The following is a 24256-nucleotide window of genomic DNA, read 5'->3' as shown; positions in this document are numbered from 1 at the left end:
CGTCCCCTCCCAGAAGCTGTGAGGCAGCGATTCTGCAAGGGAATCTGCCGGGAGCACAGGCTTCCGGCAAGACCGCCGCCCGCTCCGCCGCCGAGTTGCCGGAAGGAACGGCTTCCATAGGCTTTTGACGTGGTGCGACACATACCGAGCGCGGCAGGCCCGCTGGACTGGTCGCTGGTGACCGGCTGGATACCGGCCGCCCTGCTCGTCCTCGGCTGCTGCGCCCTGGCCGCCCTCCTCTTCTCCCGCCGGCGCCGCTGGTGGACCCGCTGGGCCCCGGCCGCCGTCCTGCTCGCCGCACTGATCACCTGGCTGCTGCGCACGGCCGTCGACGACTGGATCCAGCCCTTCCCCGACCCGCTGCCGCTCCCCGTCGTCCTCTGGACCGGCCTCGCCGTCCTCGGCCTCTGCCTGGCCGCCTTCCGGATACCTTTGTCGCGCCCCCGCTACTGGCTCCCCGCAGCCCTGGCCGGTTTCCTCGTCGTCCTCCTCGGCGCCTCCGGGATCAACCGGTACTTCGACCAGTACCCCACGGCGCGCAGCGCACTGAACTCCTGGCTGATGAAGACCACCCGGCTCAGCGACGCAGGCGGCACCACCGAGCCCCTGAAAGTTCCGCCCGGCAAGACGATCGCCGACGTCTGGCGCCCGCCGGAGGGCATGCCCGAGGAGGGGACGGTGTCCCGGTCCGCCATCCCCGGCACCGCTTCCGGCTTCAAGGCCCGTGACGCCTATGTCTATCTCCCGCCCGCCTACCGCAGCAGCCCGCGCCCCCTGCTCCCCGTGATCGTCCTCATGGCGGGCCAGCCGGGCGGGCCCGAGGAGTGGATCAACTCCGGCCGGCTCGCCGAGATGATGAACACCTTCGCCTCCGCCCATCGCGGACTCGCCCCCGCGGTCGTCGTCGTGGACCCGCTCGGCTCGCAGTTCGCCAACACCCTCTGTCTGGACTCCCGGTTGGGCAACGTCCAGACCTATCTCGCCCGGGACGTGCCCGACTGGATCCGCTCCCACCTCCAGGTGGCCGCGCCCCGCACCTCCTGGATCGTCTCCGGCATCTCCTTCGGCGGCACCTGCTCCATCCAGCTCGGCGTCAACGCCCCGCAGGTCTACGGCGTCGTCAACGACATCTCCGGACAGGACGAACCCACCCTCGGCAACCGGCAGAAGACCCTCGACAAGGCCTTCGGCGGGGACGCCGCCGCCTTCCAGCGCGTCAACCCCCTCGACGTCATGGCCCGGCAGCGGTTCCCCGACACCAAGGCCGCCTTCGTCGCCGGCACCGACGACCACACCTACCGGCCCCAGCAGCAGAAGATGTACGACGCCGCCGTCCGGGCCGGCATGCAGGCCGAGTTCGTGCTGCTCCCCGGCGGCCACAGCTGGGCGGTCTGGCGGCCCGGCCTGGAGAAGCAACTCCCGTGGCTGGCACGGCAGACGGGACTGCTGCCATGAGCGATACCCCACCCGTGCCGCCGCCCCCGACGCCCACCGTCGGCGACAGCACCCACCCCTGGCGCGCCACCCTCGACCGGCTGCTCGTGCCCGTCCGCCACGCCCCCTTCACGCTCGCCTTCCTCGCCGTGCTGTGGATCGTCGGTGCCGTCACCGGAAGCCTCGGCACGGGCCCCAGCCGGCACCGCATGGAGCGGGTCGGCGTCGGTGTGCCCTCGCTCGCCGAAGGACGTTGGTGGACCCCGGCCAGCTCGCTGCTGTGGTGCCCCGGCCTCGGTGGTTACATCGGCGCGACGATCGTCGTGCTGCTGGCCGTCACGCCCTCCGAACGGCGGCTCGGCGTCGCCCGCACCGCGGGCGCCCTGCTCGGCGGGCAGATCCTCGGCACCCTGCTCGGCGTCGGCATCGTCAAGGCCGGTTCCCTCGCGGGGGAATGGTGGCTGGACAGCCTCACCGACGACCTCTCCGTCTCCCCGACCGTCGGAGCCCTCGCCACCGGCGCGGTCCTCAGCTACCGCCTCACCGCGTTGTGGCGCCGCCGGATGCGGCTGGGCATCGCCGCGTTCGCCCTGGTGATGGCCCTGTACGTGGGACACCTCCAGGGCGTGCTGCGGCTGTGCGGCGCCTTCGTCGGCATGCTGGCCGGCGCCGCGCTCTACCACCGCACCTGGCCCGTCCGGCTGCGGCACTCCTCCCACACCGAGGCCCGGGTGCTCGTCGCCCTCGTCGTCGCCGCCTCCGCGATCGGCCCCATGGTGGCCATCCTCTACAAGGACGCCTACGGTCCCTTCAACTCCTTCGAGGCCCTCTACGTCTCCGTCCGGCCCACCGCGCAGGAGATCGCCGACGCCTGCGCCTCCTCCGCCCAGGACTGCCATTCCGCCCACGCCGTGAGGAACTTCTACGACTCGCCGGCCATCGTGATGTCCGCCCTCGTCCCGCTCGTGCTGCTCGTCCTCGCCGAAGGACTGCGCCGCGGCCTGCGGCTCGCGTGGGGGCTGGCCGTGCTCGTCAACCTGTTCTGGATGGCCCTGTTCGCCTACTGGCTGCACGACTTCCTCAGCCACCCCACGGCCTGGGGCGCGGCCCCCTCCGAACAGGCCGGTTTCGTCCAGGCGTTCGCCGAGCAGATGCTGCTGCCCTTCCTGGTCCTGGTGCTGCTCGTCCTCACCAGGGCCCGCTTCGATCTGCGGCTGCCGCACTCGGCGATGCGCGGTCTCGCGGCCGTCGCCGGGGGCGCGTTCCTGGTGGCCTGCGCCGCGTACGTGGGCATCGGCTGGGCCGTCCGCGGCCAGTACGACCCGCCCGCCACGCCCGGACTGCTCTTCGGCGGGCTGGTGTCGGAGTTCCTGCCGCCCGCCTTCCTGGACGCCTTCACCACGTCGCCGGTGCCGGTCGGCGGCACCGCGCAGGCGCTCTTCCGCTACTGCGGGCTGTTCTTCTGGCTGATCGCGCTGGCCGCGCTGCTCGTCACCTTCCGTCGCCCGCGGCTGCACACCGACGCCGACGCCGCCGTGCGCGCCCGCGAACTCCTCGCCGCCCACGGCGGATCGAACCTCTCCTTCATCACCACCTGGGACGGCAACCACTACTGGTTCGACGCCGCAGGCCGGGCCGCCGTCGCCTACCGCGTCATCTCCACGGTGGCCCTCACCACCGGCGACCCCTTCGGAGCCCCGGAGGCCCGCGCCGCCGCCGTCGCCGGCTTCTCCCGCCACTGCGACGAACGCGGCTGGACGCCCTGCTTCTACAGCGTCGGCCCCGACACCCGCGCGGCGGCGGAAGCGCTCGGCTGGCGCTCGGTCCAGGTCGCCGAGGACACCGTGGTGCCGCTGCCCGGCCTCGCCTTCACCGGGAAGAAATGGCAGGACGTGCGCACCGCCCTCAACAAGGCCAAGAAGCAGGGCATCACGGCCGAGTGGTGGTCCTTCCGCGACGCGCCCGTCGCCCTCACCGACCAGGTGCGGTCGATCTCCGAGGAGTGGGTCGCGGACAAGGGCCTGCCCGAAATGGGCTTCACCCTCGGCGGCCTCGACGAACTGGACGACCCGGCCGTGCGCTGCCTGCTCGCCGTCGACGCCGACCGCACCGTGCACGGCATCACCAGCTGGATGCCGGTGTACGAGGACGGTCAACCGGTGGGCTGGACGCTGGACTTCATGCGCCGCCGGGCGAGCGGCTTCCGCGGCTCGATGGAATTCCTCATCGCCTCCGCCGCCCTGGGGTTCCAGGAGGAGGGTGCGCGCTTCCTCAGCCTGTCCGGCGCGCCGCTGGCGAGAAAGGCGACGGAGGAACCGCCGGCCGCCCTCCAACGCGTGCTGGATTTCGCGGGAAAGGTGCTGGAACCGGTCTACGGATTCCGTTCCCTGCTCAACTTCAAGGCGAAGTTCCAGCCGCACTACCGGCCGATGTACATGGCCTATCCGGACCCCGCCGCGCTGGCGGTGATCACGCGCGCGATCGCGAAGGCGTATCTGCCGCACATGACCGCGGCGCAGGGAGTGCGGCTGATGCGGCAGTTCTCTGCATAGCGGTGACATCCGGTTCGCCGAAACGCTCCCGCAGGGCATGGAAGGCGTCCACCTTGTCCTGCCCGAAACGCTGCACGTGGTCCGCGTACTCCGCGGCCGACAGGAACCGTGGAGGTGTGCTCTTGGTGTGGAACTTGTCCGCGTACATCACCAGTTGCTCCTCCGGCGACTCGGCCACGTAGTCGGCGACGGGCAGCGGCAGCTGCTGCCTGCGGATGTCGTCCGCGGTGAGGCCGACGCCGGTGTGGCAGGAGCAGAACCGGCACAGCTGCTCGGGGAGCCCCTCGGCGCGGAGGATCTCGTGGCCGAGGATGCCGTGGCGGATGTAGGAGCGGTGGTCGAGCCGGCCGGTGCCGTCGTAGAGCCGGTAGACGCCGATGTCGTGGAGGAGGGCGCCGGCGCGCACGAGGTCGGCGTCGAGGGTGCGCGGCATGAGCTGTTCCGCCATGCGCCGGACGATCTCGCAGTGCCCGTGGACGAGCTCGAACGCCTCGCGCGTCGGCGCGTACTTCTCGTGCAGCGCCCGCGCCTCGTCGGGGGTGGGAAGAGCCATTGGAGCAGCGTACGGGGCGCGGCATCGTAGGCTCCACGGGAGTCACGAAGTGCAGCGAAAGGGGCGAGGGCCGGTGGCGGAGATCGCGACGGCGGAGCAGGCGGCGAACGACGGGCTGGTGCTGGCGTTCGGACGGCTGCAGGGGGCCGCGAACCGCTTGGAGTACATCCTGGGGCGGGCGATCGAGGAGGAGTGCGGCATCAGTCACCTGATGTTCGAGGTGCTGCTGATCCTCGGACGGGCGGGGGACGCGGGGCTGCCGATGCGGGCCATCGCGCAGGAGCGGGTGCTGACCACGGGTGGGGTGACCCGGCTGGTGGACCGTATGGAGGCGGCCGGGCTGGTGGCCCGGGACGCGGACCCGGACGACCGCCGGGGGCGGCTGGTGCGGCTGACGCCCGCGGGCGAGGAGACAGTCGTGCGGGCGGCGCGGCTGCACGTGGAGAACATCCGGCGCCACTTCGTGGACCCGCTGCCGGCGGAGCACCGGGAACGGTTCGCGGAGGACCTGAAGATCTTGAGCCATGCGGCACGGGATGCGCTGCCGCGACTGCGCTGAGTGAGCTGGGGCGGAGCGGGAATGCCTGACGTGTCAGATACTGTTGAGGGTGTCGACAGCGACACGCATGACACCCCTGGAGAACGTCCCATGAAGCTCGTCTACGTCTTCGACGCCTACTGCGGCTGGTCCTACGGGTTCTCGCCGACCCTGGACGAGATCACCCGCCGCCGGCCCGGCCTGCCCGTCGAGGTGGTCTCGGGCGGCCTGTTCACCGGAGCGCGCCGGGTGCCGATCCGGGAGTTCGGCTATGTCCAGGGCTCCAACGCGAAGATCGCCGAGATGACGGGCGTGGAGTTCGGTGCCGCGTACGAGCGGCTGATCGCGGACGGCTCGTTCGTGATGGACTCCGAGGCGGCGGCGCGCGGCATGGCCGCCCTGCGGGAGGACGCCCCCGAGCGGGCGGCGGAGCTCGCCGGTGCCCTGCAGGAGGCGTTCTACGCGGACGGGCTGAGCCTGTCGGATGCCGCGACGTACCGGAAGGTCGCGGAGGCGGCCGGGCTGGACGGGGACGCGGTGGCCCGCGCCTTCGAGGACCCGGCGTCCGCGGCGGCCGCCCGCCGCGACTTCCGCCGCTCGGCGGAGTTCGGGGTGCAGGGCTTCCCGACGCTGCTGGCGGTCGACGACGCCGGCCGGGCGACGGTGCTGGCGGTGGGGCATGCGGGGGCCGACGACGTCGAGCGGCGATTGGTGGCGCTGGGGGCGGTCTGAGTCCGGTTGCCCTGGGCCATATGGCTTCGGGTCAGGGGGAGTTGCGGCCCCTTGGTCGGTACCGACCAAGGGGCCGAATGCGTGCCCCGGCAGCCCGCCGCAACGGTTCCTAGCTGTCGTGGCCTGCGCGCAGCCAGGCGATGTAATCGGCGGCGGCTCGTTCGGTGTCGTACTCGGGCTGGTAGCCGGTGTCCTCCTTCAGCCGGCTGATGTCGAGGACGAGGTGCGATGCCGCGCCTCCGGTGGGGAGGTCGACCCGGGCGTCGGGGACCGATTTCCTGATCGCTCGGCTGATCTGGGCGTTGGTGGTGGCTCTGCCGGTGCCGACGTTGTAGGTGCGGTGATTCAGGCTGTCGGCGAGCTGGAGGAGGGCGATCGCGCGTCCGGTGTCCTTGACGTAGGTCAGGTCGAGCCCGTCCTCCGCGAATGCCGGGTGGACGAGGTGGGACAGGTCCGGGTCGGTGCCGCGGGCGGCGGCGTGGATGAGCGCGGGCGCGGCGAAGAACGGGTCGGGGTGGCCGAGCGGGCCCCAGGTGCCGGAGATGCGGTAGTCGACGATGTCGAGGCCGGTGGTGTCGGCGATGAACCCGCCCAGCATTTCGCCGACCTTCTTGAAGGTCGGGATGGAGGCCGGTGCGGTCATCGGGAGCGGGGCGTCCTCGCGCAGCGGTGCGCTGTTGTCGGTGCCGACGTAGACGCCGATCGTGCTGGCGATGCCGAGGCGTCGTACGCCCCACTCCTGTGCTGCCTGGGTGACGTTCAGCAGCCCGTCGAGTGCCTTCCGGGTCGCTTCGACGGGGGCGTCGGGGACCGGCGGCCAGGGGTAGGAGCCGGCCAGGTGGACGATGCCGGTGATGGTGTGGCGGCGGCCGACGGCGAGGAGGGCGTCGCGGTCGGTGATGTCCACGCGCTCGACCTTCACCCGTGTTCCGTCGAGCACGGGCGGGAGTTCGTGGGCGCGGCGCTGGACCGCGATGCAGTCCTCGCCCAGGTCGAGCAGTGCTCGCACGGTGTGGGACCCGATGAAGCCGAAGCCTCCGGTGACGAGGATCATGGCATGTCCTTACGTGTTCGGTGTCGCACGGCAGCGTTGTCCGGGGTCTGGCATCATGAATAAAGCGGAACGCCGTTCCATATACGATACGGAACGCTGTTCCGCTTTGCAAGGCAGTCGTCGGAGGAGCAATCACCCATGACCGAGAGCAGCCCGCCCCGCGGAGGTTCGGCCGCCTCCAAGCGCAAGGACGCCCGCCGCAATCAGCAGACCTTGCTGGATGCCGCCGCCGCAGTCTTCGTCACCTCGGGCGTGGACGCACCGGTACGCGAGATCGCCGCCAAGGCCGGTGTCGGGTTGGGCACGTTCTACCGCCACTTCCCCACGCGGGCCGACCTCGTCATCGCCGTTTACCGCCATCAGGTCGACACCTGCGCCGAAGCCGGCCCGGCCCTGCTGGCGAACGGCCCGACCCCCTTCGCCGCCCTGGAGCGCTGGGTCGATCACTTCGTCGACTTCCTGGTCACCAAACACGGCCTGGCCGCCGCGATGCAGGCGGACGGCAGCGGCTTCGATGCGCTGCACGCCTACTTCATCGACCGCCTCGTGCCCGTGTGCACCCAACTCCTCGACGCCGCAGTCGCCGCCGGTGAGATCCGCCCGGATCTCGATGCCTACCACCTCATGCGGGGCATCGGAAACCTCTGCATCGGCACCGACAGCGACCCCCGCTACGACGCACGACCACTGGTCGTACTCCTCCTCGCGGGACTGCGCCGACCGCACCGGACCTGACACCACACCTGACGGTGCCTCGGCCGTCCGAACCGGCCCGCGCCTTCGATCTGCCGGTCTGCACGCCGAGTTCGGCGTGGTCACCATGGTGGCCACCGGAGCGGAAGCTCTCGAACCTCTCCTCGAATCGCGCACTCCGTGTCACCATGTCACGTTATGACGCAAGGAGAAGGCGAGTTACGGCCGTACGTGCGCATCACCGCCCCTGGCCATGTGCTGGAAGAGGACGTCCAGTCCTTGGAGAGCTGGCTCAAGGGCGAGCCGGAGCTGAAGGGCCGGGTGCAGGTGAAGCGGGCCGCCCGGCGCGCGGAATCCGGGGTCCCCATGGGGCCGCAGATGGACATCGTGCTTCAGGCCGTCGGCTGGTTCGGTGCCGCGACCGCTACCCAGATCGTGCGGCAGGCGACGGAGTCGATCAAGGAGTGGCGGACGAGTCGGCGGGCCCTCGGGGACACCGCCCCTCCCGACTTCCGTGCGGAGCAGGACGGGGAGCAGGTCTGACGCCATGGTTGGCCCAGGGCGGCACGAGGAGTCCCACCGCGCCCTGCTCGTCGGTGTGGCGCACTACGCCAGCCGGAAGCCGTTGCAGGTTGACGAGGACCTGGGCGACATCGCGGCCGTTGAGCCCGGCCTGGCGGAATTGCGGAAGGCGCTGAGCGAGGGCGGTGTCTTCGACGAGGACGGCATAGAGGTGCTCTCCTCGCCCGGCGTCGAGCAGTTCGAGAACTGTCTGGGCCATGCACGCGACCGCACGGACGGGCTGCTCCTGGTCTACTTCGCCGGGCACGGCATCGCCGACACGCGTGCAGGAGGAGACGGCCGGCTGCTGTTGGGACTGCGGGACGCCAAGGTGGAGGACGGGCCGGGATTCCCGGGGTGGATCCGCTGGGAAGACGTGCTCAACCGGCTGCGCTCCGGCAAGAGCCGGCCGCGGCACACCGTGGTGATCCTCGACTGCTGCTACGCCGGCAACGCCTCCGGCGCCTGGGAGGCGCTCGACGTGGAGGACCAGAAGCGCGTGTCCCTGCTGCTGGCGGTGCAGAAGAACCAGCGCATCGACGCGGGTGACGCCACGACCCCGACTCCGTACACGGCACAGCTGGTCCGCCAACTCGGGCAGAGCGGAGACGAGTTCGGCGGCGAGGCCGGCGGTCCTGTGACGCTCGGCATGCTGCAGAAGCGGCTGTCGGAGAGCCTCAAGTCCTTCCGGACGGTGGGCGGCCGGGAGTGGAGCCCCCAGGCCTGCCGGCAGGACGCCGCCGAGGACGAGATCCTCTCCCGTCCGGCCCGTGGCGGAGGTGAACGGAACGACCCGCCTCCCGACGGCCCGGACCCCGGCCCCGTCCGCCGCCCCGGCCTTGCCCGCATCGTCACCGCGGCCCTGCTGGCGGCCATGGTCGCGCTGACCGCCGGCCTGTGGTGGGCCCTCTCCGGCGACTCGCACGGAGCCGGACCCGGCGCCTCGTGCGCGAACCACCCGCCGCTCGAACTGCGCGTGCTCACCGACCCGGACCTCGGGCCGGCCGTCCGCAAGGCCGCGGACAGCTTCATGGCCTCCGACGCGAACAAGGACGGCGACCGTTGCCACCGCACCGGCATCACCGTCTACAGCGCCGGTGCCGCCGAGACCGTGGACGCGTTCCGTACCCAGTACGGGGAGTGGGCCCACGCCGGGCGATCCGGGTTCAACCCGGTGGGCACCGTCGGGCCGCAGCCGGACGTGTGGATACCGGCCTCGTCGGCGAGCGCCCACCGGGCGCAGGACGAAGGGAGCAACCAATCCTCCGTCCTCACCCTGGATTTCGACGACCGGCACCCGCTGGCCTACGCGCCCATGGTCGTGCTGGTGCCCGAACAGCTCGCAGAGGCCGACGGCCGGCGGGCGGGGCGCAAACTCGCCGAACTGATGACGGCCATGAAGGAGAAGGACAAGCAGACGGAGGTCCGGCGGGCCGACCCGCGGTACACCGACGCCGGGCTCGCCGCGGCGCGCGGGCTGTACGGCACCGACACACCGCGCACCGTCGAGCTGGGCCAACGACGTCAGGGTCGGCCCGCACCAACGGGCGAGGGCCTCGTGTGCGCACTGGCCAGGGGCACCGACGCCGGGGCCCGGGCAGCGGACCGGCGCACCGCGGTACTGGCCGCGGAACCCACCCTCGGCCAGTACCGGCACTGCGCCGGCGAGACCGGGGTGACGCGGGTGGCCGAGTACCCGAGCGACGTGCCCGGGCTGGACCCGGCGTTCGTCCACGTGCGCTGGAACGACGCCCGCCGCGACGAGGGGGAACGAGACCGGGCCGTCCAGCGGTTCCGGGACTGGCTGGTGTCGGACCAGGGCCGCGCGGCCTTCCGGGACGAGGCGTTCCGCGACGGGCCGCAGACCCCGTTCCCGTCGGCTGCGCCGGGCCTCCGGGCGAACCCCGGCCCCATGCCCCGCCCGCTCTCCGCGGACGAGGCCGCGGACACGCTGGAGAAGTACCGGCAGGCCAACGACGCGAGCCGGGTCCGCTTCCTGCTCGACAGCTCGGGATCCATGAGCCGGTGGTGGGACGGGCCCAACGGCGCACGGGAGATCCTCCGGCAGTCGCTGAGCCGCTTCGGCCCCGAGGACGTGTACGGCGTGTGGGGCGTCGCCTCCACGGGATCCGGCACCCCGTACCACGAGCTCCTCGCCTTCGGCACCCACGGCTCGTGGGCGGGCAACGCCGACAAGAACGAACAGGACAAGGCCGCCGAGGCCGGAAGGAAAGTCGACGATGCGGAACCGGAGCTGTCCAGCACGGCCGACACCGGCGGCGCGCTGCGGGAGGCCTTGAACGGGATGCCCCGTGGGGACGAGGACGACGGGCACCCCCAGATGGTCGTCGTCCTCACCGACGACCAGGGCAACGACCGCATGAGCGCGGGGCAGCGGGACGACCTCGTGTCGTTCGTGGCCGGCCGCAAAGTGCCCGTGGTGATGGTCTCGTTCGGCTCCGCGGGCTGTCTGAAGGACCGGTTGGATCTGCGTGTGGCGGAGGCGAGCGGCGGCAGGTGCCTGGATGCCCGGGACGACCTGGCCAGGGATCTCGGAGCCGAGATCTCCCATGTCGCGCAGGGCCACTGACAGTACGGCGGGGGGCAGCAGCATGAAGCGTTCGAAGGCCGTCCGGCCGCTCCTGTGGTGCGTCGTACTCGTGCTGTGCGCGGTCGGCTGCACCGGCGGCGGGCCCGGCCGGCCCGAAGGGACGGCGGCCGTACGGCCGTTGACCGGCACGCAGCTGGTCATCGCCACCGGCGTGGACGTCACCGGCGACAACGGGGTCCGCAAGCGCCTGGTCGATGCGTGGAACACGCTGCAGGAGAAGGAGAACTCGCCCTACCGTGCCCGGGTCGTCGTCCTGCCGGGCTCCGCGGATCTGCAGCGCAGCCAGCTGCTGGCGGCGATGCAGTCGGGCAGCGCCACCTACGACGTCGTCAACCTCGACGTCACCTGGGTCGCGGAGTTCGCGGCGGCCGGCCTCGTGCGGGAACTTCCCGAGGCCTACGCCGACGACGGCGACGTCCTCACCAAGGTGGCTGCCACCGCCCGTTGGAAGGGCAAGGTCTATGCCGCGCCCTACAACAGCGATGTCGGGCTGCTGTACTACCGCCGCGACTACCTGGTCGACGACGCGGGCATCGACGGGAAGCGGGTCGACGCGCTCGCGAGCGGGCGTACGACCTGGGAGGACGTCTCCTCGCTGATGGACGCGGTGGACGCGTGGGCACGCGCCGACAAGTCCGACCGGTCGAAGAACTACCGCGGTGCGTGGACGAGCCAGCTCCGGCCCTACGAAGGGCTCACCGTCAACGGCACCGAGGCCTTCGCCTCCGCCGGCGTCCGGTTCGTCGACGACGAAGGCAAGTACACCGCCTCGGCAGGCGAGTTGACGAAGGGTGTCGCCGAGTTCCGACGGCGGACCGAGAGCCCGCACACTCTCGACGCCGCCTTCGAATCCGACGAAGCCGCCACCCTCAAGGACTTCGCGGAAGGCCGGACCGCCTTCCTCCGCCACTGGCCGTACGCCTACGGCACGCTCCACGCGGCCCTGGGCAACGACAAGCTGGGCGTCGCACCCCTCCCCGGTGCCGCCGTCCTGGGCGGCCAGGACCTGGCCGTGGCCGCCAACCCGGCCATGTCCGGGGAACGGGTGAGGAAAGCGCAGGAACTGGTGCGGTTCCTCACCGACAGGACCAGCGAACGCTGCCTTCTGGACGCCGGTTTCGCGGCCACACGCAAGTCCGCCTACACCGACTCGGGCGTCGCGTGCGACGACCGTGGCGCGGTGCCCCGCGCGGCTGCGCCACCGGAGGGAGGCAGCGGCATGCCGCGCGACACGGCCGGGCGCCCGCTCTACGCCCGGAGCACGCTCCTGCCCGCTCTCGAAGCCGCGGCGCTGCGTCCGCGCACACCGCTGTACGGTGCGTTCACCCAGGCGTTCACGGCGGAGCTGAGCAAGCTGCACGGCTCGGCGAAGTCCCGGCAGGTATCCGACGAGGACGTCGCGAAGAAGCTGGACGAGGCACTCGGCAACGTCCTGCCGAGCGGTTGAGGCGGAGTTCGGGCCGCCGGGGGGCCGGGCTGGTCGGCGCCGACCGAGGCGCGGCGGCCGATCCCTGATCGTGAAGGCACTGGCACGTAGGCTCCGTTCGGCACATGGCCTCGTACTTATGACGTCAGAAGCACCGGGAGGTCGGTGAGCGCGGTGATCCTCCAGTCGGCGGCTCGTACTTCGGAAGTGTCGGCCCAGAGGTGACCGTAGGGCCCGCGCCTGAGGTGAGCGGTGCGGAGCCCGGCTGCTGCCGCGGGTGCGATGTCGTTCTGAGGGTGGTCCCCGACGTAAACCGTGCGGTGGGGATCAGCACCTGCAAAGTGGCTGCGGATGGCCTACGAGGATCACGGCTCACCGACGACCGTGACTTCGTCACCCGCATGATCGTCGAAGCTCTGTCCGGCGCGGACGAAGACTGACGTGAGGCTGTGAGCCCGCGCGGCGGTCACCCCGCATCGGGACGGTGACGTCCACCGCCCCTCAGCGGGTTCGGCGGAGCGCGTCGGCCACCAGCCGGTCCGCCCGTGCGTCCCGTCCGTCGCCCAGGGCGCTGTCGTTGGTCGAGCGCAGGAGGACGATGCCCCGTTTGCCGTCCTCGGTGAAGCCGTTGTCGTTCAGGTGGCCGGGAGTGCTGCCGCCGTGGCCCCAGTAGCTCCCCTGCCCGTCGCCCAGCGGCCGCTTGATGATGCCCAGGCCGTACTCGGCTCCGGGAAGGAAGTCATGGGTGGGCACCGTGGTGAGCATCTCGGCCTTCTGGGCGGGCTTGAGCAGTTTGCCGCCGAGCAGGGCTTGCCAGAACCGGGCGAGGTCGCCCGTCGTGCTGACCATGTCCCCTGCGGAACCGCCCCAACTCATGTTCAGTTCCGTGGTGTCGACCAGAGGGCCGTCGTCGGTGAACCGGTAGTAGGCGTGGGCGTGCGGGTCGGGAAGGGTGGCGTCGTTCCTGGCGGAGAAGGTGTGGGACATTCCCAGCGGCTTGGTGATCCGGTTGCGGACCTCTTCGCGCCAGTCGTGTCCGGTGACCTCTTCGATGATCATCCCGGCCAGGACGTAGTTGGTGTTCGAGTACGCGAACTTGCCCGGCTCTCCGGGCTGGAAGTACGGAGCGTGCTTCATCGCGAAGCCGACGAGCTGCTCGGGAGTGTAGGTGTCCCGTTTGTGCTTTCGGTAGTCCTCCTCGGTGGTCAGGACGGACATGGCCTCGTCCGAGGTGTAGTTGAAGAGCCCGCTCGTGTGCTGGAGCAGCTGCCGGACGGTGATCTTCTTCCCGTCGTTGCCGTTGCCGGTGACCACGCCCGGCAGGTGCTTGTCCACGGTGTCGTCCAGACTCAGGGACTTTCCCGTCCGGCTCCTGCCCTCGCCGACGAGTTGCAGGATCACCGTGGCGACAAAGGTCTTGGTGTTGCTGCCGATGCGCATGTAGCCCTGCTCGGGGACGGGCGTGCCCGTGGTCCTGTCGGCGACTCCGCTGCGCGCGGAGTATCTGCCGGCACCGGTGACCATGAGGGCTTCGGCCCCGACCACCCCGTCCTTCCGCGTGATGGCGTCCAGGTCGTGCCGCAGCGTGCTCCGGCTGTCGTCCGAAGCCTGTCCGGCACGGATGTTCAGCGGTGCTGCCTGGGCGGTGGTCGCCCAGGCAGTGGGGAAGAGCACGGCTGCGGCTGCCAATGCGGCGATTCCAGAGCGGGGCATCCGCATGTGTGTTACTCCTTCATCGATCTGCGTCCAGTGGGAACCAGGTCAAACGTAGGTTTTTCGTGGACCGGCAGACGATGGGGGAATCTCCAGGATCACGGGCATGTGATCCGCAGCGTGCGGGTGGGGTTATCCCCACCGCGTGCGGGCGAGGCGCTCCGCAAGGGGACGTCGCATCAGGACGGGTCGATCTCCAGTTCCACTCCCGCGAAGGCCTGCCGCAGGCCCTCCGACGTCAGGCAGTCCGTCGGCAGCGCGCCCGGCAGTGTCTGGATGCTGCGCACCGCCCGGTGCCCCTTGCCCAGGCCCTCGGTGACCGTGCCCTGGAGGCGGAGGGTGTAGACGCCCAGGGCCCGGGTGCCGAAGGCCGAGGTGTAGCGGATCACCGACTCGCCGCCGCCCGCGTAGTGCACGACCTCCCGTCCTCCGGCGCTGACGAGTGCGAGGCAACTGGCGCCGGGGGAGCTGCCCTCGATGGTGCCCGTGGCGCTCACCTCGTGGCCCGGGCGGTCCGTGCAGGTGTAGGCGGGGTGTGCCGCGATCGCGACGTCCCGGGGTTCGAGCGTCAGGCCCGGGGTGTAGGACGTGCTCTCCTCGCCCGAGCAGGACAGGGGAGCATGCGCGTGCGCCTGGGCGGCCGGGGCGAGCCCCAGGGATGCGACGGACAGCGCCATGGCGCACAGGGAGATCCGGACACCGTGCCTACCGAACATGCCCACCTCTTCGGTGACTTGGGGGAGGAATAATGCGGGACGGCTCCCTTCCTACCCGCCGGACCGTGCTGTTCCGCCCCGTCCCGCCCGGCACTCGCAGCACGCGACCCGGCGCGCGCCCCCTCAGGAGTCCAGGAACGGCAGTCCGCCCCCGCCCCGTACCGCCGCGTGCACCGCCAGCAGCACCCCCGCCGCCCCGGTCGCCAAGTCCATGGACAGCCGCAGGAGTCCGTCCATCGCGAACGCCAACTCGCCTTCGTAGGGGACGGCGTGCAGGCCGAGCCCTCGCAGATGTACCTCCCGCAGCTCCTGCGGTCCGCCCAGGTGCGCCAGGGCGTACAGCAGCCCGGCGTGGCCCGTGAACAGGCCCGGCGACAGCAGCAGTTCCGTCCGCAGTCCGTCGCGGATACGGTCCCGCAGCCGCGCGAAGTGGGGGTCGGGCCGGTGGCGCAGGAACTCGTGGAGGACGACGCCGATCCCCGCGCTGCCCGCAGCCAGGTCCGGCACCCGGCGCTCCCCGTCCCTGACCTGGACGTACCGTCCGTGCGGCGCGCCGCACCGCGCGACGTCCCGGGCCAGGGCGGTTTCCGCGCACCGCAGCCAGTGTTCCTCGCCCGTCGCCGCGCAGAGCCGCACGAACAGCAGGGCCGGGCCCGACCATCCGCGCATGAGTCCGGGCGCGGCGATGCCGTCGCCGTCCCCGTCGAGCGCGCGGGCGACGCGGTCGCCCAGCCGGACGGCGGTCTCGGCGTCACCGGCGTGCAGGAACGCCAGCGCGATCCCGGCCAGTCCGCCGAACAGGCCCGTCCCGCAGTCCCGCAGATCGAAGGCGGCCAGCCGCTCCAGCACCGCCCGCGCCTCCTGCACCCGGCCCCACTCGCCCAGGACGTGCGCCACCCCGGCGAGCCCGTCGTAGAGACCCGGCCGCGGCCACTGCGCCCGCTCGGCCGCCCGCACCAGCCAGTCGGCGTGCCCGGCGAACTCCGGGCGCGTGCCGTACCCGGTGACGTGCAGGGCGTGCAGCACCCCGGCCGCGCCGTACGCCAGGCCCGTCGCCTGGCCGTCGAACTGCCGGACATCGCCCGGGAAGAGCCGGTCCTCCCGTTCCGGGGTGGCGCTGCGCAGGACCGCCGCGCACAGCGAGTCCAGCACCGGTTCCCACTGCGCCGCCTCCCGGCCGTCCGGGGGCCAGGCCACGGCAGGCGGCTCGACGGCCGTGCCCGGCGGCGGCGCCAGCTCCTCGCGCAGCCGCGCCGCGAACGCCCGCGGCACCGGGAAGCGTTCCTCGGTGAACCGGATCAACTGCCCCGGTTTGCGCGGGTCGAAGCGCATCAGCTCCGTCAGCGGGCAGAAGACCGCCAGGCGCAGACACGCCAGCCCGTATGTGTCGACCGCGGTGCCCGACCGTGCCCACGGGGCGACGAAACCCGGTGTCCCCATGGCCGGTACGGCGTCCTCGCCGGTGCCGAACGCCGTCTCGAAGTCGACGAGGCACACGCTGCCGTCCGGCCGGATCAGCACGTTGCCCGGCTGGAGGTCCCCGAAGACGATGCCCCGCGCGTGCAGCGCGGCCACCGCCGCCCCGATCCGGTCGAGGATCCCGCAGGCCCACGCGGCGTAGGCGGCCCGCTCCGCGGGGTCCGGGTCGGGGCGGAAGAGCGGGTGGCGCCGGGCGACCGCCTCCGTCAGCGGCTCGCCCTCGACGAACTCCTGGGCCAGGAAGTGGTGTTCCCAGTGGACGGTGCGCCCCAGGACCTGCGGCACGCAGTCCAGTCCGGACAGGCGCTGCAGCACGGCGTGTTCGCGGGCCAGCCGGGCCACCGCGTCCCTGCCCCGGTCGTCGACGGCCGTGTACGGGCGCGCCTCCCGGAGCACCACCGTGCGCCCGGTGCCGGGGTCGACGGCACGGTAGACGCCGCCGCTGTTGGAGAAGCGCAGCGCCTTCTCGACCCGGTACGGGAGCCGGGCGCCCTGGCCGCTGCGCGAGGCCCGGATCCGGTCCGCGATGAACGGCGGGACGCCGGCCCACGGCGGCACCCGGAACACGGCCCCGCGCATGTCCGGCACCGGTTCGCCGTCCGGGCGCACCACGGCGGGCACGTAGTCGCCGTCGCGCGAGAAGCAGAAGCGCGGGGCGAAGCCCCCGTAGCGCAGGTACAACGGGCCCTCGTGCCAGCGCAGGTCGCTGAGGATGTACGGGCCCTTGACGCCCCGTAAGAGCGCGGACAGCTCCCGCAGTGCGCGCTCCAGCAGCTCCTCGCAGCGCGGGTAGATGGTGATCAGCTTGCCGCCGGCCGAGCGCGGCGCCCGTTTGCTGTTCACCAGCGCCAACAGGGTGCTGCTGCGCAGGAACTTGAAGCTGAGGCCGTGCTCGACGCAGTACTCCCACACCGCATCGACCACGCGCGCGGCCTCGTCGGCCGTCGCCGACGCGTGGATCTTCCAGCCCTGCGGCGGCAGCCGGGCGCCGGTGCGGCGGAGGGAGACCCAGCCGGCGCGCTCGTCCCGGCACCAGCCGGGGGGTGGGGGGCGGTCGGCCCGGGCGAATCGGTCGGCCGCGTCTTCGACGCGGTCGGGGGAGTCTGCGAAGACGGGGTTCGCGGCCAGGTGGCCTTGGGTGAGCATGGTGGTCCTCCTCCGGGTAGGGGCGCAGCCCCGGCGTCACCGGGGCTGCGCCCCGGACCTCCTGGGTGGTGCGTCGGCTGCGGGCCGGTGGGGGCTTGTCGCGCAGTTCCTCCCCCAGCGCCCCTGACGGGGCACGTGGTCGCGCCCACGCGGCGGAGCCGCATATCGATACAGCCCTGTGCCCCTGACGGGGCTCCTGGTCGCGCCCGCGCGCCGGCCGTCCCCGTGGGGCGATGGATGGACGGCCGGCGCGCCTCCCCCGGGGCCGGCCGTCAGACCTGCCCGAGGGTGCTCTGGTAACTGTTGCTACACGGCCACAGGGCGGGGGTCTCCTCCTCCATCTCCTGCAGCTCCAGGATTTCCGACACGCCGTTCACCTCCCTTCGGATCGAGGAAGGGAAGGACGGGGCCGGTCCTCTCGAACGCGGAGCTCAGCGCCAGCAGCACGCCCGCGGAACCGGTCGCCAGGTCCGCGGACAGGCGCAGCGCACGGAAGCCCGGGAAGGCGAGGTGCCCGCGGAAGGACTGGGCGTGCCAGGACAGCAGGCGGATCTGCCGCAGCAGGGCCGGGCGGTCCGCCGGGTCGTCCAGTGCGGCCAGCACGGCAACCGACCCCGAACGCCCGCGCAGCAGACCCGCGTTACGGACGTACACCGCGTCGCAGGTCCGGCGGATGCGGGCCAGCACCTCGGCCCGCTGCCCGTCGGGGCGGTGCCGCAGCAGGTCGCGCAGGACGAACGCGAGCCCGGCGCTGCCCCCGTGCAGGTACGGAAGGTGGGCGGAGCCGTCGAAGAGCGCCACGTGCCCGTCGGGCAGCGTCCGCAGCCTGCCCAGGTCGAGCCGCACCGCCCGGTCGGCCAGTTCGAGGAAGCGCCGCTCCCCGCACTCCTCGTAGAGCCGCAGGAAGAACAGGGCGATCCCGGTTGCGCCGTGCAGCAGCCCGTACGGCGCGGGCCGGCCCGGTCTGCCGGGCAGCGGGCCCTCCTCGACCGCCTCGGCCAGGTCGGCGGCCATGCGCAGCGCCGCATCGTGCAGAGCGGTGTCGCCGGTGGCGGCGGCGAAGTGCAGCAGGGTCAGGGCGATGCCGGCCCGGCCGCCCGCCAGGTCGAAGGTGAACGCCCGCTCGTCCATGGCCAGACAGCGGTCCAGCAGCTCGCGGGCGGCCTCGCGCCGGCCCAGCAGGTCCAGGGTGAGCGCGGCGCCGTGCAGCCCGTCGAACAGGCCGGCCCGGGGCCGGCGGTCGCGGGCGGTGGCGGCCGCCAGCCAGGCGGTGTACGGCTCCGGGACGTCCGCGCCCGCGCGGTGCAGCGCGTACAGCACTCCGGCCGCGCCGTAGCCGAGCGGGTAACCGCCGATGAGGGTGCGCCCGTTGGGGGTGCCCGGGAAGAGGCGGTCCTCGCGGTCGGGTGTGGCGCAGGCGTGGATGCCCTGCACGAGCGCGGTCCGGAGCGCGGGCCAGTCCGGTGGGTCCGCCGTCAACAGGGCGCCTGCCCGGTCCGGTTCGGCGGGCCGGTCCGCGGGCCACAGCCCGTGCACCAGGGCGGGGCCGAAGCCCGGGGGCACCGGGTAGTACCGGGTGACGGCCGCGACGAGGGTGTGCAGTTTGGCGGGGTCGCGCCAGGGGACCGGCAGGAACAGCCACAGCCGCAGGCAGTCGAGCAGATGGCGCACCGCCTCCGGGCCGCGGCAGCCGGGCGGCACGCTGAACCCCGGTTCGCCCGGCGCCGCCGGGCGGGTGTCGTGCAGGCCGGTCGCCGAGGCGAAGCCGACGAGCGCGACCCGGCCGTCGGGCCGCAGCACGACGTTCTTCGGCGGCAGTTCGCCCAGCCGCAGGCCCCGCCCCTGCACGGCTGCCAGCGCCCGGCCGATCCGCTCCAGCACGCCCAGCGCCCATGTGGTGTAGGACCCGGCCTCCCGGGCGGCGCGCTCGGCCGAGGTCAGCGGGAAGGCGGCCGAGGCGGCCTGCAGCAGGGTGCGGCCCTCGATGAACTCCTCGGCCAGGAAGTGATGTTCGGCGTAGGTGCGCTGGTCCACGAGCCGCGGTACGCACTCCAGTCCCGCGAGCCGCTCCAGTGCCGAGCGCTGCCGGCCGAGCCGGGTGACGGCGTCCTCGCCGCGCAGATCGAGCCCGGCGTGCGGGCGGGCCTCGCGGAGCAGCACCGGGTTGCCGGTGCGCAGGTCCACCGCGCGGTAGGTGCCGCCCCCGTTGCCGAGGCCGAGGGCCCGCTCGACGCGGTAGGGGAACTCGCCCGCGGGGGCGGCGTGCAGGGCCTCCAGGTCGGGGCGCAGCACCTCGGGCAGCTTCAGCCAGTCGGGCGGGGAGAACACCGGGCGGCGCGGCTCGGGGACGAGTGTGCCGTCGGGGGTGAGCAGCGCGGGCACCAACTCGCCCTCGCCGTCGGGGCACATCCGCCCGTCCCGGGACCCGTAGCGCACGTACAGCGGGCCCGGCCCGTGCCGCAGCCCGCCCAGCACGTAAGGGCCGGTCAATCCGTCGAGCAATGCGCCGAGTTCGGGGAGGATGCGGGCCAGCTCGTCCTCGCCGTCGACGTGGACGGTGATGAGTCTGCCGCCGGTGAGCCGGTCGGCCCGGTCGCCGTTGAGCTCGCGGGCGGCGGCCCGGCTGCGGACGAAGTCGAACGGGAGCCGGCGCTCGATGCAGTAGCCCCAGACGATCTCGACGGCCCGGACCACCTCGGGCAGCGTGACGGAGACATGGATCTGCCAGCCCTGCCCGGGGCCCGTCTCCTTGCCGGGCCGCAGGGTGACCCACCAGCCCGCCTCGCCGCGGGTCCAGCCCTCGGGGACGAGCCGCCGTGCCGCGGCCAGCCGTTCGCCCGCGTCCGGGTAGCGCTCGGGACGGTCGTAGAAGACCGGGTCGGCGCGGCAGAAGCGGTCGTAGTCCTTGAACGTCAACACGGCACGTCCTCCTCGGGGCGAGGACTCGATGGGTCACAGCGCGAGGGCGCTGAATTCCGGGGGGTTCGTCCGGACCGAGCGGCGATCGATCCGGGACCGCACCTCCGGGGAGCCGAAGTGGTAGTCCATCCGCCGCACCGCCTCCGCCCAGTCCTGCATGGTGCGCACGGCGGAGAGCGTCTCGACGACGAAGGGGTCGTTCAGCCGCGCGATGCCGCGCTGCCAGAGTTCCATCGGGGATTCCTCGAGCAGGTTTCCGACCGTTCCTTCGTAGACGGGAAGGGCCCGTACGTCGCCGTCCGGTTCGACCTGCATCACCCGTGCGTCGACGCCGCTGGCGAAGCGGTCGGGGCGCATGACGAGATTGCTGTTGTCGGTGGTGAAGACGCGCACCGATTCCGGGGCGAGGGCCTGGAGCCGGGCGTGCCGTTCCGTGCTCGTCAATTCCGCCACCTGTTCGTCGTCGAGAAGTTCGAAATGGCCGAACTCGGGGCGGCTGGCGAGGCCTTCGGGAACCGCCGCGTTGAAGGTGACGCTGCGGAGTTCCGGGAATCGCGGGGCGATGGCCGTGCAGAACTCCTCCAGCTGCGGGAAATTGCTGCGCACCACGACGCAGTCGATTCCGAACCACAGCGGGCTGCGCCGCCGGCGGCGCCGCTCGCGGGCTGCGGCGTCGAGCAGGGTGAGGGCGCTCAGGGCCCGGTCGAAGGAGCCGCGCCGGCCCCTGATCCGGTCGTGGATCTGCGCGGTGGCCCCGTCGAGACTCACGATGACCTCGTCGAAGACCTTGGCGAGCTCCGTGGCCATCCACGGTTCCATGATCCAGCCGCTGGTGTAGACGGCCGTCTTGATCCCGGCGCGGGACAGCCGTGCGGCCACCTCGAAGATGCCCTTGACGACGAGGGGTTCGCCGCCGGACAGGGCGACCACGCGGGGGTTGAGCGTGATCAGGGCATCGGCGACCCGCAGCATGTCCTCGTGGCCCAATTGCCGCGGAGCCCGGCGTCCGGACTCCGAATAGCAGTGCGAACACCGCAGTGGGCAGGCGTAGGTGGTGTCCCAGACGACCACCTCGGGACCGGACGACTCGAGCATGGTTCCCCTTCGGATTTTCCACCGGCTTTTCAACACGGAGCGGTTCGTGCAGAGTTCGTGGTGTCGTACGCCAGAACGACCTGCCGTCACCCGTCCGCCGTATCGGGGACTTTTCCACGGCGGACATACCGAGTCTGCCGCCCCGGCGGATTGGACGGGCACCCCGGAACCCCCCGATTCCACTGGAGGTTTTCCTCCATGCGCGTTTGCGGGACAGCTTCTGGACCAAGGTCATGAACTCCGCCCATAATGGCGCGGGTGAGGGGTACCGGCCGGCCCATGCGCATTGCCGCGATCTCCGGCGGACTGTGCCTTCTGTGGGCCGTGGCGGCCGGCGCGATACTTCTGCGGAACAACACCGTGACGCTGCCCTGGATCCTGGGCTCCGTCCTGCCGTGCTACTGCGCGGGCCTGTTCGCCTGGTGGCACGCTCCCGCCAACCCGGTCGCGCGCCGGCTGCTGCTCGTCGGCACCGCTCTCGCGTCGAGCATCGCCATCCGCTACACCGCCGCCCTGCTCACCACCCGGTACGGCTGGGACCTGACCGCGCCCGAGAACGGCCTTCCCTCGCCGGAGGCTTCAGCCGTCCTGCTGCCGACCGAGGTCAACAACCTGACCTTCAGCGTCCTCGTCGTACGCCTGCTCGCCCTCCTGCCCGACGGCCGTTACCGCTTCCGCCACGAGCGTGTCGTCCTGGGCGCGTTCTGGGGCCTGCTCACCCTGCCGCTCGTCCTGCCCCTCGCCGGGGTGCCCACCCGCATCGTCGAACTCGCCGTCTTCTACCACCCCGAGGCCTGGCTGCCCGGGGTCGGCGCCGCCCTGCTCGTCGTCCGCTGCCTGCGGGCCCGCGCGGCCGGGCAGGAGGACGTCGCGCGGCTGCTGCCCCTCGCCACCGCGGCGGCCGTCCTCTTCCTGGGCCGCGGCAGCTGCCGCCTCTTCCGCACCTGGCACGGCGAGACCGGCATCCTCTACCTCATCGGCTCGCTGCTCGGCGCGCTGCCGTATGTGCTCATCTCGCTGTCCGTCGTCTACGCGGCCTTCCGGTACCGCTTCCTCGGCGTGGACATCGTCATCCGCCGCGAAGTCGTCTACGGCACGCTGTGGCTGATCATCAGCGCGTGGTACCTGGGCATGGCGATGACGCTCGGGCTGACGGCCGGCCAGTACTTCCCGATCGGCCTGTCCGTCCTCGTCGCCGTCACCGCGACAGCCCTGTTCCAGCCGGTGCGGGAACGGCTGAACCAGCTCGCCGAGCGGCGGGTCTTCGGCAAGCGGCTCAGCAGCTTCGAACTGATCGTCCAGTTCGGCACCGCTCTCGAACACGCCTATGACCTCGACCGGCTGGCCCCCCAGCTGGCCGCGGGCCTCCAGGAGGGGCTGAACCTGCAGTGGGTCCGCATCCGGCTGGGTGGCGAGGGACTTCCGGCGCACCTGGGCGCCGCGGGCGAGGAGACGGACAGGACCTCCAGGACGAGCCTCCCCCTCTGGTACGGGCACGAGGTCCTCGGCCTCATCGAGTACGGGCCCAAGACGGAGGGCCGGTTCACGCCGGAGGACCACGACGTGGTCGAGACCCTGGCCCGGCAGGCCGCGCTGGCCGTCCACAATGTGCACCTCGCCGCCGAACTGTCCGCGCGCGTCGAGGAGGTGCAGCGCCAGGCGGGCGAGCTCGACGCCTCGCGCGCCCGCATCGTGCACGCCCAGGACGGCGAACGGCGGCGCATCGAGCGCCGGTTGCACGACGGCATCCAGCAGGACCTGGTGGCCCTGGTCGCCAAGCTGCGGCTCGCCCGCAACCGGCTCGCCCGCGGGGGCGACATCGACGCGGTGCTCACCGAGGTCCAGGACGACGCGTACCGCGTCATCGACGAACTGCGCGAGGTCGCCCACGGCATCCACCCGCCGGTCCTCACCGACCAGGGCCTGGTGGCCGCCGTCACCTCCCGTGCCCGCCGGATGCCGATCCCGGTCACCGTGCACGTCGAGGACTCGTTGGACCGGGTGCGCTTCGCGCTCGAGGTCGAGGAGTCGGCGTTCTATCTGGTCTCGGAGGCGCTGACCAACGTGCTCAAACACGCCGACGCCACACACGCGACCATCCGCATAACGCGGTCCGGCGGCTGGCTGGTGGTGGAGGTCACCGACGACGGCGTCGGCTTCAGCGGCGACCCCGCCGCCGGGTCGGGGCTGACCGGGATGCGGGACAGGATCGAGGCGGTCGGCGGCGATCTGCTGATCACCAGCCGGGCCGGGGGCGGTACTGTGATCCGCTCCCGGCTGGCCGAGCGGGTGCGCGAGGACGGAGGATGCCGGTGACACCGACGGAAACGCCCGACGAACCGATGCGGGTCGTGATCGCCGAGGACCACTACCTGGTGCGCGAGGGCACGCGCCGGCTGCTCGAGGACACCGGCCACGTGGCCGTGGTGTCGGCGGTCGGCGACGCGGACGAACTCCTCGACGCCGTCGACCGCTTGCGCCCCGAGGCGGTGATCGCGGACATCAGGATGCCGCCGAGCCACCACACGGAGGGCATCGCGGCGGCCCACGCGATCCGGGCCGCGCACCCCGGCATCGGCGTCGTGATGCTCTCGCAGCACGCCGACGAGAACTACGCGTTCGACCTCTTCCAGCGGGGGACGGACGGCCTGGCGTACCTGCTGAAGGAGCGGATCGGCGAACTGGACGAGCTGCTGAGGGCGTTGCGGGAGGTGGCGGCGGGCCGATCGGTGGTCGACCCGCGCATCGTGGAGGTCCTCATGGGCAGCCACACCCGCGCGGCGGACGCCCCGCTGGCGGCCCTGACCCGCCGGGAACTGGATGTGCTGCGGCACATGGCGGAGGGCAAGACGAACCGGGCGATCGCGATGGCGCTGACGCTGTCGGAGTCGACGATCGAGAAACACGTCAACTCGACGTTCTCCAAGCTGGGATTGGCGGAGGAGAGCCGGCTGCACCGCCGGGTGAGCGCGGTACTGGCGTATTTGCGGCATGCGCCGCGGGGGGCGGGGTAGGAGCGGGAGGCGCCCTCCGC

Annotated in this window: 18 protein-coding genes; 10 read left to right on the top strand and 8 right to left on the bottom strand. The window is 72.1% G+C overall.

Annotated elements, in window-relative coordinates:
• Positions 1 to 129 precede the first annotated feature (129 nt).
• Positions 130 to 1455, top strand: a complete 1326-nt coding sequence (locus HG542_RS34840; RefSeq protein WP_218039011.1) for an alpha/beta hydrolase — start codon at positions 130 to 132, stop codon at positions 1453 to 1455.
• Positions 1452 to 3986, top strand: a complete 2535-nt coding sequence (locus HG542_RS08170) for a bifunctional lysylphosphatidylglycerol flippase/synthetase MprF (protein ID WP_171079428.1) — start codon at positions 1452 to 1454, stop codon at positions 3984 to 3986. Before HG542_RS34840 ends, HG542_RS08170 begins: the two co-directional genes overlap by 4 nt.
• Here the strand turns inward: HG542_RS08170 and HG542_RS08165 are convergent.
• A complete protein-coding gene (locus HG542_RS08165; RefSeq protein WP_171079427.1) occupies positions 3904 to 4539 on the bottom strand; it encodes an HD domain-containing protein in 636 nt (211 codons plus the stop codon). The two genes, HG542_RS08170 and HG542_RS08165, sit on opposite strands and share 83 nt — an antisense overlap.
• 73 nt (positions 4540 to 4612) lie before the next feature.
• On the opposite strand from HG542_RS08165, the gene HG542_RS08160 reads away from it, so the two are divergent.
• Together HG542_RS08160 and HG542_RS08155 are read left to right on the top strand one after the other, a co-directional pair.
• Complete coding sequence (locus tag HG542_RS08160; RefSeq protein WP_171079426.1) at positions 4613 to 5098, top strand: MarR family winged helix-turn-helix transcriptional regulator; 486 nt, start codon at positions 4613 to 4615, stop codon at positions 5096 to 5098.
• Between the two features lie 90 nt (positions 5099 to 5188).
• The gene (locus HG542_RS08155; protein ID WP_171079425.1) at positions 5189 to 5809 is read left to right on the top strand and encodes a DsbA family protein; all 621 of its coding nucleotides are present in this window, start codon (positions 5189 to 5191) and stop codon (positions 5807 to 5809) included.
• Between the two features lie 109 nt (positions 5810 to 5918).
• Here the strand turns inward: HG542_RS08155 and HG542_RS08150 are convergent, their stop codons facing one another.
• Positions 5919 to 6863, bottom strand: a complete 945-nt coding sequence (locus tag HG542_RS08150) for an NAD-dependent epimerase/dehydratase family protein (RefSeq protein WP_171079424.1) — start codon at positions 6861 to 6863, stop codon at positions 5919 to 5921.
• Positions 6864 to 7001: 138 nt separating this feature from the next.
• Here HG542_RS08150 and HG542_RS08145 point away from each other — a divergent pair, with 138 nt between their 5' ends.
• The 4 genes from HG542_RS08145 (at position 7002) to HG542_RS08130 (ending at position 12175) form a co-directional block, all read left to right on the top strand.
• Positions 7002 to 7598 carry a TetR/AcrR family transcriptional regulator gene (locus tag HG542_RS08145; protein WP_171079423.1) on the top strand — a complete coding sequence of 199 codons (597 nt, stop codon included), beginning with the start codon at positions 7002 to 7004 and terminating at the stop codon, positions 7596 to 7598.
• A 156-nt stretch (positions 7599 to 7754) separates the two neighbouring features.
• Positions 7755 to 8099, top strand: coding sequence for an effector-associated constant component EACC1 (locus tag HG542_RS08140; RefSeq protein ID WP_171079422.1), 345 nt, complete (start codon positions 7755 to 7757; stop codon positions 8097 to 8099).
• Positions 8100 to 8103: 4 nt separating this feature from the next.
• Entirely contained in the window at positions 8104 to 10707 is a 2604-nt protein-coding gene (locus HG542_RS08135; RefSeq protein ID WP_171079421.1) for a vWA domain-containing protein, read from the top strand.
• A 22-nt stretch (positions 10708 to 10729) separates the two neighbouring features.
• Entirely contained in the window at positions 10730 to 12175 is a 1446-nt protein-coding gene (locus tag HG542_RS08130; RefSeq protein WP_171079420.1) for an extracellular solute-binding protein, read from the top strand.
• Between the two features lie 116 nt (positions 12176 to 12291).
• On the opposite strand, the gene HG542_RS08125 is transcribed toward HG542_RS08130, so the two are convergent.
• The 6 genes from HG542_RS08125 to HG542_RS08100 all read right to left on the bottom strand — a co-directional run bounded on the left by HG542_RS08125 (position 12292) and on the right by HG542_RS08100 (position 21222).
• Entirely contained in the window at positions 12292 to 12507 is a 216-nt protein-coding gene (locus HG542_RS08125; RefSeq protein WP_171079482.1) for an HAD family hydrolase, read from the bottom strand.
• Positions 12508 to 12655: 148 nt separating this feature from the next.
• Entirely contained in the window at positions 12656 to 13867 is a 1212-nt protein-coding gene (locus HG542_RS08120; RefSeq protein WP_171079419.1) for a serine hydrolase domain-containing protein, read from the bottom strand.
• 179 nt (positions 13868 to 14046) lie between these two features.
• Positions 14047 to 14583, bottom strand: coding sequence for a hypothetical protein (locus HG542_RS08115; RefSeq protein WP_171079418.1), 537 nt, complete (start codon positions 14581 to 14583; stop codon positions 14047 to 14049).
• Between the two features lie 123 nt (positions 14584 to 14706).
• Positions 14707 to 17208, bottom strand: a complete 2502-nt coding sequence (lanKC, locus tag HG542_RS08110; RefSeq protein ID WP_171079417.1) for a class III lanthionine synthetase LanKC — start codon at positions 17206 to 17208, stop codon at positions 14707 to 14709.
• A gap of 306 nt (positions 17209 to 17514) precedes the next feature.
• Positions 17515 to 20127 carry a class III lanthionine synthetase LanKC gene (gene lanKC, locus HG542_RS08105; protein WP_171079416.1) on the bottom strand — a complete coding sequence of 871 codons (2613 nt, stop codon included), beginning with the start codon at positions 20125 to 20127 and terminating at the stop codon, positions 17515 to 17517.
• Between the two features lie 33 nt (positions 20128 to 20160).
• Positions 20161 to 21222 (bottom strand): radical SAM protein, encoded by a 1062-nt coding sequence (locus HG542_RS08100; protein ID WP_171079415.1) that lies wholly within the window; start codon positions 21220 to 21222, stop codon positions 20161 to 20163.
• 279 nt (positions 21223 to 21501) lie between these two features.
• On the opposite strand from HG542_RS08100, the gene HG542_RS08095 reads away from it, so the two are divergent.
• Together HG542_RS08095 and HG542_RS08090 are read left to right on the top strand one after the other, a co-directional pair.
• Positions 21502 to 23538 carry a GAF domain-containing sensor histidine kinase gene (locus tag HG542_RS08095; RefSeq protein ID WP_171079414.1) on the top strand — a complete coding sequence of 679 codons (2037 nt, stop codon included), beginning with the start codon at positions 21502 to 21504 and terminating at the stop codon, positions 23536 to 23538.
• Positions 23535 to 24236 (top strand): response regulator, encoded by a 702-nt coding sequence (locus HG542_RS08090; RefSeq protein ID WP_227723943.1) that lies wholly within the window; start codon positions 23535 to 23537, stop codon positions 24234 to 24236. The genes HG542_RS08095 and HG542_RS08090 overlap by 4 nt, the downstream gene beginning before the upstream one ends.
• Positions 24237 to 24256: the final 20 nt, after the last annotated feature.

Origin of the sequence: Streptomyces morookaense (genome assembly GCF_013030945.1) — a bacterium.
GTDB classification, from domain to species: Bacteria; Actinomycetota; Actinomycetes; order Streptomycetales; family Streptomycetaceae; genus Streptomyces; species Streptomyces morookaensis.
The sequence above is the reverse complement of the archived record's forward strand: the minus strand, read 5'-3'. Positions and strand labels throughout refer to the sequence as shown.

Excerpts from the sequence above, each read along its gene's own strand:
- lanKC (WP_171079417.1), bottom strand. The coding sequence starts at position 17,208 with ATGCTCACCCAAGGCCACCTGGCCGCGAACCCCGTCTTCGCAGACTCC.
- HG542_RS08165 (WP_171079427.1), bottom strand. The coding sequence starts at position 4,539 with ATGGCTCTTCCCACCCCCGACGAGGCGCGGGCGCTGCACGAGAAGTAC.
- HG542_RS08120 (WP_171079419.1), bottom strand. The coding sequence starts at position 13,867 with ATGCCCCGCTCTGGAATCGCCGCATTGGCAGCCGCAGCCGTGCTCTTC.
- HG542_RS08170 (WP_171079428.1), top strand. The coding sequence starts at position 1,452 with ATGAGCGATACCCCACCCGTGCCGCCGCCCCCGACGCCCACCGTCGGC.
- HG542_RS08145 (WP_171079423.1), top strand. The coding sequence starts at position 7,002 with ATGACCGAGAGCAGCCCGCCCCGCGGAGGTTCGGCCGCCTCCAAGCGC.
- HG542_RS08150 (WP_171079424.1), bottom strand. The coding sequence starts at position 6,863 with ATGATCCTCGTCACCGGAGGCTTCGGCTTCATCGGGTCCCACACCGTG.
- HG542_RS08130 (WP_171079420.1), top strand. The coding sequence starts at position 10,730 with ATGAAGCGTTCGAAGGCCGTCCGGCCGCTCCTGTGGTGCGTCGTACTC.
- HG542_RS08115 (WP_171079418.1), bottom strand. The coding sequence starts at position 14,583 with ATGTTCGGTAGGCACGGTGTCCGGATCTCCCTGTGCGCCATGGCGCTG.
- HG542_RS08095 (WP_171079414.1), top strand. The coding sequence starts at position 21,502 with ATGCGCATTGCCGCGATCTCCGGCGGACTGTGCCTTCTGTGGGCCGTG.
- HG542_RS08155 (WP_171079425.1), top strand. The coding sequence starts at position 5,189 with ATGAAGCTCGTCTACGTCTTCGACGCCTACTGCGGCTGGTCCTACGGG.
- HG542_RS08100 (WP_171079415.1), bottom strand. The coding sequence starts at position 21,222 with ATGCTCGAGTCGTCCGGTCCCGAGGTGGTCGTCTGGGACACCACCTAC.
- HG542_RS08135 (WP_171079421.1), top strand. The coding sequence starts at position 8,104 with ATGGTTGGCCCAGGGCGGCACGAGGAGTCCCACCGCGCCCTGCTCGTC.
- HG542_RS08140 (WP_171079422.1), top strand. The coding sequence starts at position 7,755 with ATGACGCAAGGAGAAGGCGAGTTACGGCCGTACGTGCGCATCACCGCC.